The sequence below is a fragment of the Corynebacterium incognita genome, from assembly GCF_014217255.1.
GTDB lineage: Bacteria > Actinomycetota > Actinomycetes > Mycobacteriales > Mycobacteriaceae > Corynebacterium > Corynebacterium incognitum.
Map to the genome: position 1 here is coordinate 1414371 of NZ_CP059404.1, position 18015 is coordinate 1432385.

18 protein-coding genes and 1 tRNA gene are annotated in these 18015 nt (G+C 64.6%); 10 read left to right on the plus strand and 9 right to left on the minus strand.

Annotated elements, in window-relative coordinates; translation table 11 throughout:
* Nucleotides 1-211: 211 nt before the first annotated feature.
* On the minus strand, nucleotides 212-769 hold the full coding sequence (locus H0194_RS06545; RefSeq protein WP_185175143.1) for an RNA polymerase sigma factor: 558 nt from the start codon (nucleotides 767-769) through the stop codon (nucleotides 212-214).
* A gap of 122 nt (nucleotides 770-891) precedes the next feature.
* Here H0194_RS06545 and H0194_RS06550 point away from each other — a divergent pair, with 122 nt between their 5' ends.
* Nucleotides 892-2427 (plus strand): catalase, encoded by a 1536-nt coding sequence (locus H0194_RS06550; RefSeq protein ID WP_185175144.1) that lies wholly within the window; start codon nucleotides 892-894, stop codon nucleotides 2425-2427.
* Between the two features lie 45 nt (nucleotides 2428-2472).
* On the opposite strand, the gene H0194_RS06555 is transcribed toward H0194_RS06550, so the two are convergent.
* Together H0194_RS06555 and H0194_RS06560 are read right to left on the minus strand one after the other, a co-directional pair.
* Nucleotides 2473-2549 (minus strand) — tRNA-Pro (locus tag H0194_RS06555).
* Between the two features lie 59 nt (nucleotides 2550-2608).
* Nucleotides 2609-3556 carry a metallophosphoesterase gene (locus tag H0194_RS06560; protein WP_185175145.1) on the minus strand — a complete coding sequence of 316 codons (948 nt, stop codon included), beginning with the start codon at nucleotides 3554-3556 and terminating at the stop codon, nucleotides 2609-2611.
* Here H0194_RS06560 and H0194_RS06565 point away from each other — a divergent pair.
* Nucleotides 3555-4034, plus strand: coding sequence for a GatB/YqeY domain-containing protein (locus H0194_RS06565; protein WP_185175146.1), 480 nt, complete (start codon nucleotides 3555-3557; stop codon nucleotides 4032-4034). The genes H0194_RS06560 and H0194_RS06565 overlap by 2 nt on opposite strands.
* Here the strand turns inward: H0194_RS06565 and H0194_RS06570 are convergent.
* Nucleotides 4031-6496, minus strand: a complete 2466-nt coding sequence (locus H0194_RS06570) for a penicillin-binding protein (RefSeq protein ID WP_185175147.1) — start codon at nucleotides 6494-6496, stop codon at nucleotides 4031-4033. The genes H0194_RS06565 and H0194_RS06570 overlap by 4 nt on opposite strands.
* Before the next feature lie 178 nt (nucleotides 6497-6674).
* On the opposite strand from H0194_RS06570, the gene H0194_RS06575 reads away from it, so the two are divergent.
* From H0194_RS06575 to H0194_RS06590, 4 genes are read left to right on the plus strand one after another with little or no spacing between them, the layout of a single operon-like run.
* Nucleotides 6675-7034, plus strand: coding sequence for a WhiB family transcriptional regulator (locus tag H0194_RS06575; protein ID WP_185175148.1), 360 nt, complete (start codon nucleotides 6675-6677; stop codon nucleotides 7032-7034).
* 29 nt (nucleotides 7035-7063) lie between these two features.
* On the plus strand, nucleotides 7064-7219 hold the full coding sequence (sp36, locus tag H0194_RS06580; protein WP_185175149.1) for a Sp36 family protein: 156 nt from the start codon (nucleotides 7064-7066) through the stop codon (nucleotides 7217-7219).
* A 3-nt stretch (nucleotides 7220-7222) separates the two neighbouring features.
* Nucleotides 7223-7681: a RidA family protein gene (locus H0194_RS06585; protein WP_185175150.1), complete on the plus strand. Its 459-nt coding sequence runs from the start codon at nucleotides 7223-7225 to the stop codon at nucleotides 7679-7681.
* An 18-nt stretch (nucleotides 7682-7699) separates the two neighbouring features.
* Entirely contained in the window at nucleotides 7700-8512 is an 813-nt protein-coding gene (locus H0194_RS06590) for an MBL fold metallo-hydrolase (protein WP_185175151.1), read from the plus strand.
* A 69-nt stretch (nucleotides 8513-8581) separates the two neighbouring features.
* On the opposite strand, the gene glxR is transcribed toward H0194_RS06590, so the two are convergent.
* Entirely contained in the window at nucleotides 8582-9265 is a 684-nt protein-coding gene (gene glxR, locus H0194_RS06595; protein WP_185175152.1) for a CRP-like cAMP-activated global transcriptional regulator GlxR, read from the minus strand.
* Between the two features lie 240 nt (nucleotides 9266-9505).
* On the opposite strand from glxR, the gene nth reads away from it, so the two are divergent.
* From nth to H0194_RS06615, 4 genes are read left to right on the plus strand one after another with little or no spacing between them, the layout of a single operon-like run.
* Complete coding sequence (gene nth, locus H0194_RS06600) at nucleotides 9506-10135, plus strand: endonuclease III (RefSeq protein WP_185175153.1); 630 nt, start codon at nucleotides 9506-9508, stop codon at nucleotides 10133-10135.
* A gap of 13 nt (nucleotides 10136-10148) precedes the next feature.
* On the plus strand, nucleotides 10149-10757 hold the full coding sequence (locus H0194_RS06605) for a TlpA family protein disulfide reductase (RefSeq protein WP_246388832.1): 609 nt from the start codon (nucleotides 10149-10151) through the stop codon (nucleotides 10755-10757).
* Nucleotides 10757-11446 carry an NUDIX hydrolase gene (locus tag H0194_RS06610; protein ID WP_185175154.1) on the plus strand — a complete coding sequence of 230 codons (690 nt, stop codon included), beginning with the start codon at nucleotides 10757-10759 and terminating at the stop codon, nucleotides 11444-11446. The genes H0194_RS06605 and H0194_RS06610 overlap by 1 nt, the downstream gene beginning before the upstream one ends.
* 45 nt (nucleotides 11447-11491) lie before the next feature.
* Nucleotides 11492-12688, plus strand: a complete 1197-nt coding sequence (locus H0194_RS06615; RefSeq protein WP_185175155.1) for a MarP family serine protease — start codon at nucleotides 11492-11494, stop codon at nucleotides 12686-12688.
* Nucleotides 12689-12697: 9 nt separating this feature from the next.
* Here H0194_RS06615 and H0194_RS06620 read toward each other — a convergent pair whose 3' ends face one another.
* The 4 genes from H0194_RS06620 to H0194_RS06635 form a co-directional block, all read right to left on the minus strand.
* Nucleotides 12698-14350, minus strand: a complete 1653-nt coding sequence (locus H0194_RS06620) for an ABC transporter ATP-binding protein (RefSeq protein WP_185175156.1) — start codon at nucleotides 14348-14350, stop codon at nucleotides 12698-12700.
* Complete coding sequence (locus tag H0194_RS06625) at nucleotides 14351-15322, minus strand: ABC transporter permease (protein WP_185175157.1); 972 nt, start codon at nucleotides 15320-15322, stop codon at nucleotides 14351-14353.
* Nucleotides 15315-16241, minus strand: a complete 927-nt coding sequence (locus H0194_RS06630; RefSeq protein ID WP_185175158.1) for an ABC transporter permease — start codon at nucleotides 16239-16241, stop codon at nucleotides 15315-15317. Before H0194_RS06630 ends, H0194_RS06625 begins: the two co-directional genes overlap by 8 nt.
* Before the next feature lie 150 nt (nucleotides 16242-16391).
* The gene (locus H0194_RS06635) at nucleotides 16392-17984 is read right to left on the minus strand and encodes a peptide ABC transporter substrate-binding protein (protein WP_185175159.1); all 1593 of its coding nucleotides are present in this window, start codon (nucleotides 17982-17984) and stop codon (nucleotides 16392-16394) included.
* Nucleotides 17985-18015 lie beyond the last annotated feature (31 nt).

The following is an 18015-nucleotide window of genomic DNA, read 5'->3' on the forward strand; positions in this document are numbered from 1 at the left end:
GCGCCGAGTCCCCCGAACTTCTTCATCCAGTGGAGGCGGGGGACCCGGGTCGACGTTCGATTTATCACGTGTAACTGTTATCCACCCTAATGAAACCTGAGATATGAGACTCACCTCACGGGAGCGTGTCTGTCCCGCGGCGCGCGCCGCGCCGCCGCATTTGGACAGCTAATTATGCAAATACTGACCGGAAGTTAAGGGTTGGTAACAATTAACGTGGCGGGGTCTTGTCCACTAGGTCCTTGCGCGCCCGTGCTACCCGTGAGCGGATCGTGCCCACCCGGACCCCGGCGATCTTGGCGGCCTCCTCGTAGGTGTAGCCCAGCACCTGGGTGAGGATGAGGGCCTCGCGCCGGGCGGGGTCCAGGGCGTCGATAAGCGCGCGGGCGTCGATCCACTCGCTCCATGCGCCGGGATCGCTACCCTGGGAGGGGGTGGTGGCGGCCGCGTCCTCGTATTCCACCGCGGACTTGCGCGGCCGCGCCATGTCGTGGCGCACGTTGTCCACCCAGACGCGTCGGGCTAGTGAGAGGAGCCAGGTGCGGGCGGAGGATCGTGCGGCGAACCGCGGCAGCGCGCTCATGACGCGCAGGTAGGTCTCCTGGGTGAGGTCGTCGGCGATGTCGCGGCCGCCGAGGTGGGCGAGCAGGCGCCAGACGTCGTCGTGGGTGCGGCGGATGAATTCCGTCAGCGCGGTGTGGTCACCGCGGCCGGCCTTGAGTGCCAGCTCGGTGACGTACGCGTCGTCTGCCTCGGAATGGTGTGCCACCCATGTGAGATTACCAGCCCCGATGAATTAATAATCGTCACTTACTAGCCAACGGATTTTGTTCAGTGTAAACTATAGGTTGTTAGAGATTGATAACCTAATCCTTACATCGAGGAGGAACGATGACCCCCGACAGCATCATCAACAAGGGCAAGCGCGAACCCGGCGTCGGCCCCACCACCCGCGAGGGCGGCCAGCCGGTACCGAGCGAAAACGTCTCCATTACCGCCGGCCCCCAGGGCCCCAACGTCCTCAATGATCTGCACCTCATTGAAAAGCTGGCCCACTTCAACCGCGAGCGCGTGCCCGAGCGTAACCCCCACGCCAAGGGCCACGGCGCCTTCGGTGAGCTGCACATCACCGAGGATGTTTCCGCCTACACCAAGGCCGCCGTTTTCCAGAAGGGTGCCGTGACCCCCATGGTGGCCCGCTTCTCGACGGTCGCGGGCGAGCAGGGTTCCCCGGACACCTGGCGCGACGTCCACGGTTTCGCCCTGCGCTTCTACACCACCGAGGGCAACTTCGATATCGTGGGCAACAACACCCCGACCTTCTTCCTGCGCGACGGCATGAAGTTCCCGGACTTCATCCACTCCCAGAAGCGCTTGGGTCGCAACGGCCTGCGCGACGCCGACATGCAGTGGGACTTCTGGACCCGCACCCCGGAGTCCGCGCACCAGGTCACCTACCTCATGGGCGACCGCGGCACCCCGAAGACCTCCCGCCACCAGGACGGATTCGGCTCCCACACCTTCCAGTGGGTTAACGAGGCCGGCGAGGCTTTCTGGGTGAAGTACCACTTCAAGACCCGCCAGGGCTGGGAGACCTTCACCGACGCCGAAGCTCAGGAGATGGCGGGCAAGAACGCCGACTACCAGCGCGAGGACCTCTACAATGCCATCGAGTCGGGCGACTACCCGATCTGGGACGTCAAGGTGCAGATCATGCCTTTCGACGAGGCCGAGGGGTACCGTTTCAACCCCTTCGACCTCACCAAGGTCTGGTACCAGGAGGACTACCCGCTCATCCCGGTGGGCTACTTTGTGCTCAATCGCAACCCGGAGAACTTCTTCGCCCAGATTGAGCAGCTGGCCCTGGATCCGGGCAACATCGTGCCCGGCACCGGCCTGTCCCCGGACCGCATGCTCATGGCGCGCGCCTTCGCCTACGCCGACGCCCAGCGCGCCCGCATCGGCGCAAACTACCGCCACCTGCCGGTCAACCAGTCCGTCAACCCGGTGAACACTTACGAGCATGAGGGCCACATGCAGTACCACTTCAACGGCGCTGCCGACCCCACCTACTCGCCGAACCGCTACTCCAAGGGCGCCGGCTACCTCGACGACGGTCGCACCTCCGGCTCGGGCCGCGACCTCGGCGCGGCGGGCGACCTGTACGTGAACCCGGACCCGCACGGCACGGACCTCACCCGCGCGGCCTACGTGCAGCACCCGGAGGACGGCGACTTCGTCCAGGCAGGCAAGCTCTACCGCGAGGTCTTCGACGACGCACAGCGCGAGCGCTTCATCACCAACGTGGTGGGCGCCATGCAGGGCGTCTCCACGGAGACCGAAGAGCGCGTCTACGCCTACTGGAGCCAGGTCGACGAAACCCTGGGTGCGCGCCTGCGCGAGGCGTACAAGGCGTCGCACAGCTAGGCGCTGAAAAATGACGAAACCCGCAGTGTAAAAACTGCGGGTTTGTGGTCGGGATAACAGGATTTGAACCTGCGACCTCCTCGTCCCGAACGAGGCGCGCTACCAAGCTGCGCCATATCCCGTGGTGCCCTTCTATATTAGGGCCCCCGCCGGATATGGCCAAAACGCCAGCTAGTCGCCTTTAGCGTTCCCGCTCAGTGATGCGGATCAGGGTGGCAGACGGGCGGCAGAAAACGCGGAAGGGCACGAACTTGGACGCGCCCAGCCCGTTGGACACGTGCATCTTCATGGCGCCGAAATCACTCAAGCCATTCGCCCGGGCGCGGTCGATGCCGCAGTTGGTGACGATCGCCTTCTCCCCGGGCAGGCACAGCTGCCCGCCGTGGGTGTGCCCGGACAGTGAGAGCTGGTAACCGTCCGCCGCGAACTTCTCCAGCACCCGCGGCTCGGGCGCGTGCAGCAGCGCCAACGCGAGGTCCGCATCCGGGTTGGGGGCGCCGGCCACCTCGGAATAGTTGTCCAGGTCGTGGTGCGGATCGTCCACGCCGGCCACCGCTAGGCGCACGTCGCCGACCTTAAACTCCAGGCGATTCTGGTTCGCGTCCTGCCAGCCGCGCTCGATAAACGCCGCCCGCATGCCCTGCCACGGCAGGTCCTGGTACGACGGCGCCCGCTTCTTGCCCAGCAGGTAATTGAACGGGTTCGCCGGGCGAGGCGCCCAGTAGTCATTGGTGCCAAACACAAACAGCCCCGGGCGGTTGAGCAGCGGATCCAGGGCGCGCAGCACGTCCGGCACGCCGCCGAAATCAGACAGGTTGTCGCCGGTGTTGACCACTAGGTCGGGGTTGAGTGAATCCAGCGCGGAGACCCACGCCACTTTGTCCTCCTGGCCGGGGATCATATGCAAATCGCTGACGTGCAACAGTCGGAACTCCTCCCGACCGCGCAGGCTGCCCGGCTCCAGGAGGGGGACGGTGACCTGCTTGAGCCGGAAGCGGCGGGTCTGGGCGTTGGCCCACGCGAGCGTCGCCACGCCAGCGGCGCCCACGGCCGCGCTTGCAAGGAGTGCAATAGAAGATTTTTTCACGGCTCCCAGCCTACCTGGGAGTGCGGGTAAGTTTGGGAGCATGACTCAAGCACAAGAATCCCTGAAAGAGACCATGCGCGCCGACCTCAAGACGGCCATGAAGGCCCGCGAGAAGGAGCGTACCGCCGCCATCCGTGCCTTGCTCGCGGCCATCCAGGCCGAGGAGACCAACGGCGGGCGCCACGAGCTCAGCGATGACGAGATCCTCAAGGTCGTCGCCCGCGAAATTAAAAAGCGCAAGGAGGCCGCGGAGATGTACGAGTCCAACGGCCGCCCGGAGCTGGCGGAGGCCGAGCTTGTCGACGTCCCGTTCTTCGAGTCCTACCAGCCCGAGCAGCTTGATGACGCCGGGGTGGCGCAGCTCGTGGATCAGGCCGTCGCCGCGGTGGCTGAGGAGACCGGCGCCGAGGTGACCATGAAGCAGATGGGGCAGGTCATGGCGAAGGCCAACGCACTCGCCGCCGGCCGCGCAGACGGCAAACGCCTGTCCGCGGCCGTCAAGGAGCGCCTGCAGGCCTAGAGCCCGAACGCGTCGGCGATGTCCTCGGCGATCCTTTCGACGTCGCGCTGCACGTCACGCGGGGAAGGGTTGCTGCGGCTGCCGTTGTTGCCGCGCGAGGGGGATCCGTTGCCCCCGTTGTTTGACCGGTTGCTCGGCGACGCGGCAGGGGCCGGTGCCGACTGACCGGAGCCCGACGGCGCGGGTGCAGGGGCGGAATAGCCGGAACCGTCGGAGACCTGCAGGGTGACCTCGGCGCCCGGCTTCATACCGCCCTTGGGGCGTAGCGCGCGCACCACCTGGCCGGCGGGGACGTTGTTGCCGCCGACCTTGACCACCTTGACCTTGTAGCCTGCACCCTCGAGCTTCTTGCGGGCCTCGCCCTCACTCAAGTTGCGGACCTCGTCCAAGATGCCGCCCGCGGAGCCTTTGAGGAAGCGATCCTCCACGGGTGCCAGCTTGCCTGAGGTGGCTTCGGGGATCTGGGTGGCCAGGCGGAAGAAGGTGGCCGCGGGCTCCTTGCCGCCGAAGAGACTACCTTCGCCACACTGGCGCACCGGGGCGGTGCACAGCGGCTTGGTGGAGGTGCCGTCGTTGTAGATGTAGGGGGCGGCGGCGAAGCCGGAGTTGAAGCCCAGGAAGGCCGCGGACTGGTGGGACTCAGTGGTGCCGGTCTTGGCTGCCAGCGGGGTGCTCCAGCCGGCGGCGTTGGCCGCGCCTGACGCGGTGCCCTTGGTGGCGTCCTCGGACATGGCGTTAGCCAGGGCGTCGGCCTGCGGCTTGCCCATGGCCCGCTCGCAGTCGGGGCGCTCGAGGTAGACGTCGTTGCCGTTGCGGTCAGTGACCGAGGTAACGGGGTTAGGCTCGCACCACATGCCACCGGAAGCGATGGTGGCGCCCACGTTGGATAGCTCCAGCGGGTTCACCGGCGTGGGGCCCAGGGTGTAGGAGCCGAGGTTGGCCTCCTTGTTGAAATTCGCGATGGAATCATCCTCGCCATGCGTTCCCTTGTTGGCGTAGCTGCGCAGGCCCAGCTTGACCGACATATCCACGACGGCCGGGACGCCGACCTCCTCCAGCAACTGGATGAAGGTGGTGTTCGGGGAGTGCGCCAGCGCCTCTTTGAGCGTCATGGAGCCCTTGTAGGACGCCGCGTTTTCCACGCAGTAGTGGTTAGGTGGACAGTTCTCCGCGCCGCCGGCACCGAGGCCCTCGGCCTCGTAGCGTTTGGGTACGGGCAGGGTGTTGTCCAGGCCGTAGCCGGCGTTGATGGCGGCCGCAGCGGTGAAGATCTTAAAAATGGAGCCTGCGCCGTTGCCCACCATGGAATGGGGCTGCGGCAGGATGGTCTCGTTGGACTTCAAATCTAGGCCGTACTGGCGTGAGGACACCATGGCCAAGACCTTGCGGTCCGAGGCGCTCGGTTCTACGACGTTCATCACCTCAGCGACGCCCGCAGCGTCGGGGCTGGTGTGCTGGGTGACGGCGGCCTCGGCTTGCTTCTGCACCTGCGGGTCCAGGGTGGTCTTGATGGTGTAGGCGCCGTTTTCTAGCAGGCTGCGATCCACGCCCTTTTGCTCCAAGTAATCGATGGCGTAGTCACAGAAGAATCCTTTGTTGCCCGCACCGATGCAACCGTTGGGCAAGGTCGCAGGCTTCTTGAGGATGCCGAGGCTTTCCTCGGAGAGCTTGGTCGCTTCTTCTTTGGAGATGGCGCCGGTTGAGGCCATCGCGTTCAGTACCTGGTTGCGGCGCTTGACCACGGCGTCGGTGTTGGTCCAGGGGTTGAGGTACTCCGAGGACTGCACCATTCCGGCCAGCATAGCGGACTGCTTGACGTCGAGCTTAGAGGCGGAGGTGCCGAAATAGGTGCGGGCGGCGGCCTCCACCCCGTAAGCGTGGTTGCCCCACGGCACGAGGTTGAGGTAGTTGGTGAGCACCTCGTCCTTGGACAGCGACTTATCCAGTTTGGCCGCCATGCGGATCTCGCGGAGCTTGCGGCCGATGGACTGCTCGGTGGCGGCGGCGCGTTCCTCGTCGGAGTCCGCGGCCACGAGCAGCAGGTAGTTCTTCACGTACTGCTGGTGGAGCGTGGACGCGCCCTGGGTGACGCCGCCGGCCGCGAGGTTGGAGACGAGGGCGCGGAAGTTGCCCTGGAAGTCCACGCCGTTGTGCTCGTAGAACCGGCGGTCCTCGATGGCCACGATGGCGTCTTTCATCGGCTGCGAGATTTTGTCGCCGGTCACGGGGTGGCGGCGGTGCTTGTATAGGTACGCCAGGTTCTTGCCGTGCGCGTCCTTGATCACGGTCACGCCGGGAGCTTTTCCGTCCTCGATGTTCTCTAACTCGGTGGCCATGGCTTCGTCGGCACGGCCGATGCCGACTCCCGCGACAGCGGAGACCGGGGTGAGGGTCAGCGCGATGAGCGCAGCCACGGCAAGGGTGGCGAGGATCAGTCTTCCCAGGGCTTTTGAAACAGTCACCACTCATACACTAGGGGACTTTTCCCGTCTATGAAACAGCAAACTCCCCCCTAAAGTGTGACCTATTCGACTATTTGTGAAATCGGTGAATATACTTACACACGTTCCCTTGCTGTTAAGCCTACAGCCAGGGATTATGCATTTATTTCGCGTCATTTTTGTTTATGAGGAGTGTTTGATGACTTCAGCGCTAGTTGCCCCCGTCCGTGACACACCAGCAGCAGGTGCTAAGCATTCCTCAGCGCGTTCCTCATCCACCACCATTGAGCGCGGGGAGTGGGTAACGCAGGCCGTGTGCCGTAAAGGGGATCCGGACGCATTGTTTGTGCGCGGTGCCGAACAGCGTCGCGCCGCCGCCATCTGCCGCCACTGCCCGGTGCTCACCGAGTGCCGTGCCGACGCCCTGGACAACCGCGTCGAATTCGGTGTGTGGGGTGGCCTGACGGAGCGTCAGCGCCGCGCACTGCTGCGCAAGAACCCCCACATCACCAACTGGGCGGAATACCTCGCTTCCGGTGGAGAGCTGCACGGTATCTAGCGGCTGCAAATGTGACTAGGATTGTCCCCATGAAGAAATGGGAATACTCCGTAGTACCTGTCCTGACTCACGCCGCGAAGCAGATCCTGGATAACTGGGGCGAAGACGGCTGGGAACTCGTCACCTTGACCCCCGGCCCGAACCCGGAAAATTTGGTGGCTTACTTCAAACGAGAGGTGGAATAAACCATGTCCGCAACCCCCGGTGAGCGCCTGGCCGCTCTCGGCCTGACCCTCCCGGACGTCGCCAAGCCTTTGGCCGCCTACGTGCCCGCCGTCGTGGTGGGGAACCAGGTGTGGACCTCCGGCCAACTCCCGCTTGTCGACGGCTCCTTGCCCCAGGTCGGCAAAGTCGGCGCCGAGGTCTCCCCGGAGGACGCCGCCGACCTGGCGCGCACCGCAGCGCTCAACGCTCTGGCCGCCATCGATGCCGAGGTGGGCCTAGACAATGTCACCCGCGCATTCAAGATCGTGGGCTTCGTGGCTTCCGCGCCGGGCTTCACCGGTCAGCCGGCCGTGGTTAATGGAGCGTCGGAACTCATCAAGGAAGTCCTGGGTGGCGTGCACGCGCGTTCCGCGGTGGGTGTCGCTGAGCTGCCGATGGGCACACCGGTGGAGATCGAAGTTAACGTGGAGTTTTCGCGTTAATCGGATAGGCTAGAGGTCATGGAGCATCCTGCATATAGTCAGCTTCGTCCAGTTACCCGCTCGGTGGGCGTGGTGCTGTGCGATAACCCTTCGTACACCGCCCTCGAGGGCACTAACACGTGGATCGTCCGCGCGGGGGAAGACTCCCGCGCCATCGTAGTGGATCCGGGCCCTGAGGATGAGGGGCACCTCAACGTCGTCCACGCCAAGGCCGGCGAGGTGGCGCTGATTCTGCTCACGCACCGCCACGACGACCACGCCGACGGCGCGCAGCGCCTGCGCCAGCTCACCGGCGCCCCCATCCGCGCGGTGGACGCCAGCTACTGCAACGGCGCCGAGGCCCTGCAGGACGGCGAGGTCATCGCGGTCGAGGGCATTACCCCGCGCCTGACCGTGGCGCTCACCCCGGGCCACACCGCGGATTCCGCCTCCTTCTTCGTGTGGAGCGGCGAGCCGGAGCAGTCCCAGCTGGAGGGCATCGTCACCGGCGACACCATCGCCGGCCGCCACACCACGCTGCTCTCTGAAACCGACGGCGACCTGGGCCAGTACCTGGAGTCGCTGACGATGCTGGAAGAGCGCGGCAAGGACATCACCCTGCTGCCGGGCCACGGCCCAGACACCGATGATGTGTCGGTCTTGGCACGCAAATATCTGGACCGCCGCGAGTTCCGCCTCTCCCAGATCCGGGAGCTGCGTGCGAAGCACGGCGAGGACGTGGATGTGAAGACTCTGGTGGACGAGATGTACGACGACGTCGACCCGGTGCTGCGCCACGCTGCCGAGCAGTCCACCCGCACCGCGCTGAAGTACCTGGAGGCGCAGGCTTAAGCCCGCGCGCTCCTGCCGGAATAAGCAAAAACCCGCCCGAGGGCGGGTTTTGTTGCGTTCAGGGTGCGGTTAGCGGGCGCGCTTGGCCAGGTGCTCGGTGTCCACGATGAGCACGGACTTGCCCTCCAGGCGGATCCAGCCGCGGTGGGCGAAGGTCGCCAGCGCCTTGTTTACGGTCTCGCGGGAAGCGCCGACCAGCTGGGCGATTTCCTCCTGGGTGAGGTCGTGGTTGACGCGCAGCGCGCCGCCCTCCTGCACACCGAAGCGGTTGGCTAGCTGCAGCAGGGTCTTGGCCACGCGGCCCGGGACGTCGGTGAAGATGAGGTCCGCCAGGTTAGCGTTGGTGCGACGCAGACGACGAGCGAGCACGCGCAGCAGCTGCTGGGCGATGGAAGGGTGATCCTCGACCCACTGCTTGAGCATGTCGGAGTTCATCGTGGCGGCCTGAACCTCGGTCACGCACACGGCGGAGGAGGTGCGGGGGCCCGGATCGAAGATGGATAGCTCGCCGAACATATCGGACGGGCCCATCACGGTCAGCAGGTTCTCACGACCGTCCGGGGCGTGGCGAGCCAGCTTAATCTTGCCGGAAGTGATGATGTAGAGGCGGTCGCCCGGCTCACCCTCTTCGAAGATGGTGGTACCGCGCGGGAAGCGCACCGACTCCATCTGCTCGATGAGATTGTTGACGGCAACCGGGTCTACTCCCTGGAAAATGCCTGCGCGGGAGAGGATGTCCTGAACGCCTTCCACTTGTCACTCCTTTGAACAAACGTGTGCAGCAAGATAACGACTTTTATTCTACAGTGTAATTCATCACGATTGGTACTTCAGTGCCGATACTTCACTTACACTGAGAAGTTTTGCGCCACGTTAGTTGAGGACTTTGGTCTCGAGCTTTTCCATCCACATGGCAAAAAGTGCCAGGCCAACGGGGAAGAGTACCACTACCGAAATCATAAGTTTCATTCTAGCGCACTATCATGGTGGCCTATGCCCACTACCGTAGAACGAGCCCGTGAGATCTCCGCCCGCCTGGCTGCGGAGTACCCGGATGCGCGCTGTGAGCTGGATTTTTCCACGCCGCTGGAGCTGCTGGTGGCCACCGTCTTGTCGGCCCAGTGCACCGACGCCCGGGTCAACCAGGTCACGCCGGAGCTGTTTCGCCGCTTTCCGACGTCCCGTGACCTCGCTCGCGCCGAGCGTGGCGACCTCGAGCAGATCGTGCGCCCGCTGGGGTTTCAGCGCGCGAAGGCCGGGCACCTCCTCGGCATCGGCGAGCAGCTCACCGCCCACCACGACGGCGAGGTGCCCGCGGATCTAGACGCGCTCGTGGCGCTGCCTGGCGTGGGGCGCAAAACCGCGCTGGTGGTGCTGGGCAACGCCTTCGGGCAGCCCGGCATTACGGTGGACACGCACGTCACCCGGCTGGCCGGGCGGCTCGGGCTGAGCTCGGGCAGCACTCCGCTGCGCATTGAAAAGGACCTGTGCGCACTGGTGGACCGGGAGGAGTGGACCGTGTGGTCGCACCGGGTCATTCTTCACGGGCGGAGGGTGTGCACGGCGCGCTCGCCACGCTGCGGGGAATGCGTGCTCGCGAGTCTGTGTCCAAGCGCGGACTAAGATGAGACGCATTATGGAAGCAGGGGACAACGTGGATCCGGGGATGCGCCGCATGGTCATCGGCAGCGTCGTGGCGGCCGTGGTGCTGACTATCGCCGTCGTGGCCGCGGCCGTGTTCGTGTTGCGCGATCCTGCGCCGGCGGAAGACAACGCTGCGGAGCAGCGGGCGTCGGAAAGCGTGGACCCGCAGCTTGCTGCGGGACTGAAACGGTGCCCGGCGGGCCCGGTGGCCGGGGTGGAGCTGCCGTGCCTGGGGGAGACCGATGATACTGAGAAGAAGTCCGTGACCGTGGTCAACGTGTGGGCTTGGTGGTGCGGGCCTTGCCGGGACGAGCTTCCACTGGTGGCCGAGCTGCGTGCGCAGCACCCCGAGTGGACCGTCGTGGGCGTGCATGCGGATCCCAATCGCAACTCCGGCGCGGTGTTCCTGTCTGAGGTGGGGGCGGACCTGCCCAGTTACCAGGATGATTCCGGGACGTTCGCGGGGCAGCTCGGGCTGCCGGGGGTGATCCCGGTGACCGTGGTGGCCGTGGACGGGGAGATGGTGAAGATGTACCCCAAGACTTTTGAGAGCGTGGCGGAGCTCGAGGGCGCCGTGCGCGCTGCCGTGGGGAAGGCCTGATGGCAGGCGAGAACACGACGCTGCGCCCGAGTGCGGCGCCGGACTGGCTGCGGCCCGCGCTGGGCGCTGCCGGATCAGACATGAATGAGCTGTTACGGGGGCGGGGACCGCGCGCGGGCGCGAAGAGGGCGGCCGCGGTGCTCATCGCCATGACGGGCGACTCGCTAGATGAGGCCGAGGTCTTGCTCACCCATCGCTCGCCGAGCATGCGATCGCACTCGGGGCAGATTGCCTTCCCGGGCGGGCGCATCGATCCCAGGGACACTGGCCCGGTGGACGCGGCGCTGCGGGAAGCCACCGAGGAAACCGGCCTGGACCGCGCGGCCGTCACGCCGCTGGTGACGTTCGAGGAACTGTATATCGCGGTGACGGGCAACCCCGTCTACCCGGTCCTGGCCCACTGGCACACCCCGGCCGAGGTGGGTGTGGCCAGCCCCGACGAAACTGACGACGTATTCTTGGCGCCGCTGCCCGATCTCATAGCGCCCACGAACCGACTCATGGTGGGTTACGGCGGCTGGGCGGGGCCGGCGTTCTGGCACCGCGGCTACCTCATCTGGGGTTTCACGGGGGTGGTGCTGTCCAGCCTCATCGAGTACGCAGGCTGGGAAGATCCCTGGGATCGGGACACGGTGGCGGATGTGACGGAAATTGTCGGGCGCTCGCGCAATAATGAAGTGATTCGATAGTGAAAACTGTGAAGACTGTACAGCGATGAGAAAGTAGGGGACACCGTGACGTCGTCACTCGTGGTGGACGGGTTGATTCTGCTCATCGTCGCACTGGGATTGTGGACGGGTTGGCGCCAAGGAGCCATCGCCTCCATCCTGTCCGTGGTGGGCATCCTTGCGGGCCTGATCATCGGCATGGTGACCGCACCGCTGCTCATGCGGCTGACTGAGGACGTGGCCATACGCTTCATCCTGGCCGTCGCTGTGTTGGTACTGTTTGTAGGTTTGGGACAAATGGCGGGGTCCGCGGTGGGCGCGAGCCTACGCGACCGGATGAAACAGCGCGACTCTCAGCGCGTGGACTCGGTGCTCGGCGCCATCTTCCAGACCATTTCCACCCTGCTGGTGGTGTGGCTCGTATCCATCCCGCTGGCCTCCGGGTTGCCGGGGGAAGCCGGCCGTGGGTTGCGTGGCTCGGAGATCCTTTCACGCCTCAACTCAATGGCCCCGCCCGCGCTGGCGGACTTGCCCACCGGCATCGCCGCGCAGCTCACGGAGTCCGGGTTGCCGCCGCTGGTTGCGCCTTTCGACGGCACCCAGGCCGCCGCCGAGGTGGACGCTCCCGCCGAGGACGTCGCGGACAAGGAGATGCTGGATCGGGTGCGCCCCTCGGTCATCCATGTGCTGGGCGACGCCGACGGCTGCCGCCGCCGCCTCATGGGCTCCGGCTTCGTGGCGGACAAAGACTACGTGTTCACTAATGCCCACGTGGTGGCCGGCACGGACAAGGTCTACCTGGACACAGTGCTGGGGATGAAGTCGGCCAAGGTGGTCTACTACAACCCTGACGTGGACATCGCGGTCTTGCACAGTCCGGATCTCAACCTGCCTGCCCTGCCGTGGGCGGAGCGCACCGCAGAGACGGGCGATGACGCCATCGTCATGGGCTTCCCCAACTCCGGACCTTTCCGGGCCACCCCCGTGCGCATCCGCGAGCGCCTCATCATCGCCGGCCCGGACATTTACGCCAAGGGGCGTGTGGAGCGCGAGGCCTATCCCGTGCGCGGCAGCATCCGTCAAGGTAATTCGGGCGGGCCCATGATGAACCCCGAAGGTGATGTGCTCGGCTTGGTCTTCGGTGCGTCCGTGGACGAGACCGAGACCGGCTATGCGCTGACCGCCGCCGAGGTGAAAAAGCATGTTGGCGACTACACCTCCCTGACCGAGAAGGTCGATACCGGGAAGTGCGTCGCCACGTAGCGGGGCAGTTTAGGCGCGGCCTGCCTGCTCCATCCAGCCCAGACCAGGGACGGATTCGATGAGGTTGCGGGTGTAATCTTCCTTCGGGTTGCTGAAGATTTCCTCCGTGGTCCCGTGCTCCACCAGGGAGCCCTTGCGCATCACGACGACGTCGTCAGCGGTCTGGCGGACCACCGCGAGGTCGTGGGTGATGAACAAGTAGGTCAGGCCGAGCTCCTCCTGCAGTTCGGCCATGAGCTTCAGCACCTGGTTCTGCACCAGCACGTCGAGGGCGGACACCGCCTCATCCAGCACGAGGATCTCCGGCTTGAGAGCCAAGGCGCGCGCGATGGCGATGCGCTGGCGCTGGCCACCGGAGAGCTCGTTGGGGTAGCGGCGCATCGCGGAGCGCGGCATGGCCACCATGTCCAGCAGCTCCGCTACGCGGGCCTCGCGCTCCTTGCGGGTGCCCACCTTGTGCACGGCCAGCGGCTCCTCGATGCAACGGTAAATCGAGTACATCGGGTCCAGGGAGCCGTAGGGGTTCTGGAAAACCACCTGCATCGTGCGGCGCATGTCGAACATCTGCTTCTTGTTCAACGTGGTCATGTCGGTGTTGCCGTAGAAGATCTTGCCTTCCGACGGCTCGAGCAGGCCCAGCACCATATTCGCCACGGTGGACTTGCCCGAACCGGACTCGCCCACCAGCGCCAGGGTGGTGCCTTTGCGCAGGCCGAAGCTCACGTTGTTGACCGCGATGAGCTCCTTCTTCTCCCCGCGGTAGCCGCGGATGTCAAAGCGCTTGGTGAGGTTCTCGACTCGAATGATCTCCTTGCCCGTTTTCACTGCGTCCGAGTGGTCTGCGGAGATACGCGTGGACGTCAGGGACGGGGCGGCGCCCACGAGACGCTGGGTGTAGGGGTGCTGGGGATCGTCCAGGATGGCTCGGGACGGGCCGGACTCCACGACGCGGCCGCGGTGCATCACAATGAGGTGATCGGCGCGCTCGGCGGCCAGACCCAGGTCGTGGGTGATGAACAGGACGGCGTTGCCCAGCTGCTTGGTGAGTGTCCCCAGGTGGTCCAGGATCTGCTTTTGCACGGTGACGTCCAGAGCGGAGGTCGGCTCGTCAGCGATGAGCAGCTTCGGGCGCGCGGCGAGGCCGATGGCAATCAGTGCGCGCTGGCGCATGCCGCCGGAGAACTCGTGGGGGTACTGCTTGGCGCGGCGCTCGGCGTCGGGAAGCCCGGCCTCCTCCAGCAGCTCCACCACGCGCTGGTGGCGCTCGGAGCCCGGCACCACGTTGTTGGCCTTGAGCGACTCCTCGACCTGGGTGCCGATCTTCCACACCGGGTTGAGGTTGGACATCGGGTCCTGCGGGACCAAACCGATCTCGGAGCCGCGCAGCGCCTCGTAGTCCTTGTCGCTGAGGTTGGTGATGTCCTTGCCGTCGAAGAAAATCTGGCCGCCGGTGACCTTGCCAGTGCCTGGCAACAGGCCCAGGATGCTCATGGCGGTGGTGGACTTGCCCGAGCCGGACTCGCCCACGATGGCTACGGACTGGCCGGGGTAGATGGAGAGGTTGACGCCGCGGACGGCCTCAACCACGCCGGTGGACGAGGTGAAGGAGATTTTCAGATCCTTCATCTCGAGCAATGGGGTAGGCGTGTGTGGTTGATTCATTTAACGCTTCCTCGCCTTCGGATCGAGGGCGTCGCGCACGGCGTCGCCCATCATGATAAAGCTCAACACGGTCAAAGCCAGTGCGCCCGCGGGGTAGAAGAGCACGCCGGGGCGGGTGCGCAGAGAGGCCTGAGCGGCGGAGATATCGCCGCCCCAAGACACGATGGTCGGCGGGAGGCCGATGCCCAGGAAGGACAGCGTGGCCTCCGCGACGATGAAGGTACCCAGCGCCACGGTGGCGTAGACGATGATGGGGGCGGCCGCATTGGGCAGGATGTGCTTGGTGATGATCTGCCACGTGCTGGCACCCACGGAGCGGGCGGCGGTGACGAATTCTTCATTCTTGATGCTCATCACGGCGCCGCGGGTGATGCGCGCGATGTTGACCCAGCCGAACAGGCCCAGGACCAAGACCACGGTCGCGATGGTGCGGTGCTCCTTGAACATCTGCATGACGACGATCGCGGCCAGCACCAGCGGGATGGCGTAGAAGACGTCGGTGAGGCGGCTCAGGATGGAGTCCACCCAGCCGCCGAAATAGCCGGCGATGGAGCCGATGGTGGCGCCCAGCACCACGACGAGAGCGGTGGCCAAAACGCCGACTGCCACGGAGGCACGGGCGCCGTAAATGGTGCGCGCGTAGATGTCGCAGCCCTGGCGGTCGAAGCCGAAGGGGTGGCCCGAGCGCGGATCGCCCAGCGAGTTGGACAGCTCGCACAGGCGCGGGTCCGTGCTGGTGAACAGTTGCGGAACGAGCGCCATGGCCAGTGCAAACACGATGAGCACCGCGGAGACCCAGAACAGCGGGCGGCGGCGCAGGTAGCGCCATGCCTCGGCCCACTGGGAGGCAGGTGCGGAGTCGTCCTTGACGGCGTCGACGGCGCCGAGGCCGGTCTCGTCCGTCTCGGCGATGAAGTGCTCCTGGCCTGGGAAGGCGGAAGCGGCGGTGAAGTTCGATTCTGTATTAGGCATAGCGAATCCTCGGATCCAGTACGGCATAGAGCAGGTCTACCAACAGGTTGGCGATGATGTAGACGAGCACCAAGACGGTGGTAAACGACACGACGGTGGTGGGCTCACCCTTCAAGATGGCCTGGTACATGGTGCCGCCGACGCCGTTGATACCGAAGATGCCCTCGGTGACAATCGCGCCGCCCATGAGGGTGCCCAGGTCGGCGCCGATGAAGGTGACCACGGGGATGAGCGAGTTACGCAGCACGTGGCGGCCCATCACGGTGTTGCCGGACAGGCCTTTGGCGCGCGCGGTGCGCACGTAGTCCGCGCGCATGTTCTCACTGACGGACTGGCGGGTCAGGCGGATGACGTAGGCCAGCGACACCGCTCCTAGCACCATGGCGGGCATGAGCAGGGACACGAAGCTTTCCTTCGGTCCCACGGTCACCGGCAGCAACTCCCACTTCACGCCCACGACGTACTGGAAGACGAAGCCAATAACGAAAGACGGCACGGCGATGATGAGCAGGGACATCACCAGCACGGTGGAGTCGAAGAAGCCGCCGCGCTTGATGCCGGCGTACACGCCGAAGAGGATGCCAAAGAAGATTTCGAAGACGATCGCCATGAGGGCGAGCTTGATGGTCACGGGGAAGGCGGACGCCATCACCTTGGTGACGGCCACGCCGGAGAAGGTTTTACCGAAGTCTAGGGTGAGGATGCCCTTGAGGTAGAGGAGGTACTGCACCAGGAAGGGCTTGTCCAGGTTGTACTCGACCATGATTCGTTCGCGGGCGGCGTCGGAAAGCCCGCGGTCACCGCCCAGGGCCTCCACGGGATCGCCGGGCATGAGGAAGACCATCGCGTAGATCAGCAGCGTGGCTCCCAAAAATACTGGGATCATTTGGAGGACGCGTCGGCCAATATAGCGCAACATAAAGAGTCCTTTAGTGTTATAAAATGAGTGTCAAGTATAAAATTAGCAAAGTTTGCTAAACGGGCCAAAACCCCGGTCGCTCATTTCTGGTGAGCATCCGGGGTTTCGCGCAGTGAGATGCGGGGAGGGGCCGCATACTATGCCTGGAAATTATTCCTTGGTGATGGAGTAGTACTCCGGCACGGACTTCCAGTTGAAGGTCACGTTGGACACGGTCTCCGCGGAGCCGCCGGTGACGTTGGAGTACCACAGTGGGATGGCCGGGAGATCCTCGAGAAGGACTTCCTGTGCCTCGAGGTAGATCTCGTTGGCCTTCTCGGCGTCGTCGGCCTTCGCCGCTTCCTTCAACTTGGCGTCGAATTCCTTGTTGGAGTAGTCGCCGTCGTTGGAGGAGGCGCCGGTAGCGTACAGCGGCTCGAGGAAGTTGCCTAGGCCTGGGTAGTCTGCTTGCCAGCCGGTACGGAAAGCGGACTTGATGGTGCGGTTGGTGACCTCGTCACGCAGGGACTTGAAATCCGGGTAAGGCTTGCCGGTGACCTCGATGCCCAGGGTGTTCTTGATGGAGTTCGCGGTGGCGTCAGCCCATGCCTTGTGGCCGCCGTCGGCGTTGTAGGCGATCTCCAGCGGGCCTTCGTACTTGCCCATCTTCTCGGCCTTCTCCCACAGCTCCTTGGCCTTTTCTGGGTTGTATTCCAGAACCTCGTTGCCCTCGAGGTCCTCGGAGTAGCCCGGGAGGACCGGGGTGGTGAAGTCGGTAGCCGGGGTGCGGGTGCCCTGGAAGATGGTGTCAGTGATCTCCTTGCGGTTGACGGCCATGGAGATGGCCTGACGACGCAGCTTGCCTTCCTCGCCCTTGAAGTGGTCGAAGGTGTTCGGGATGGTGAACGACTGGAATACGGCTGCTGGCTGGTTGACAGCGCGGTCGCCCAGCTCCTCCTCGAAGGTGGAGAACGCGGAGTCTGGAACGGCGTCGAGGACGTCCAGGTTGCCGGCCAACAGGTCGGTGTAGGCGGCGTCTTGCTGCGCGTAGAAGGCGAAGTTCACGCCGTCGTTCTGCGCCTTGCGCTGGCCGTCGTAGTTTTCGTTGGCAACGATGGTGGCGGACTGGTTGTGTGCCCACTCTTCCAACTTGTAAGGGCCGTTGGAGACCGGATTCTCGCCGAAGGCCTCGATGTCGTCGAAGGCGACCTCGGGCAGCGGGAAGAACGCAGAGTAGCCCAGGCGGGTCTCGAAGTCCGCGGTCGGCTGGTTCAGCTCGATGGTGAAGGTCTTATCATCGATGACCTTCAGGCCTTCCATTTCCTTGGCGCCGTCTTTGTAGCCCTTGATGGGTTCGAAGAAGTAAGAGGACATCATGGACTTCTCCACCGCGAAGTTCCAAGCGTCCACGAAGGAGTTGGCAGTCACCGGGGAGCCGTCGGAGAACTTCCAGTCCTTCAGCTTCACCTCGTAGGTGGTGTCGCCCTTCTTCTCGATGGACTCGGCGACCTCGTTGTGGATCTTGCCCTCGGTGTCGTAGTAGACGAGACCGGAGTAGATCATGTCCACGATGCGGCCGCCGCCGGTCTCGTTGGTATTGGCGGGGACCAGTGGGTTCTGTGGCTCGGAGCCGTTAGCCAAGACGTAGTTGTCGCCGCCCCCAGACGCGGAATCGCTGGAGTCGGAGCAGGAAACCAGGCCTAGCGCTAATGCAAGTGCAGAGGTGCATGCTAGAGCCTTCTTCGCCGTATTTACAGCCTTCATTGAGGGACCTTCCGGAGAGATGATGTACAAA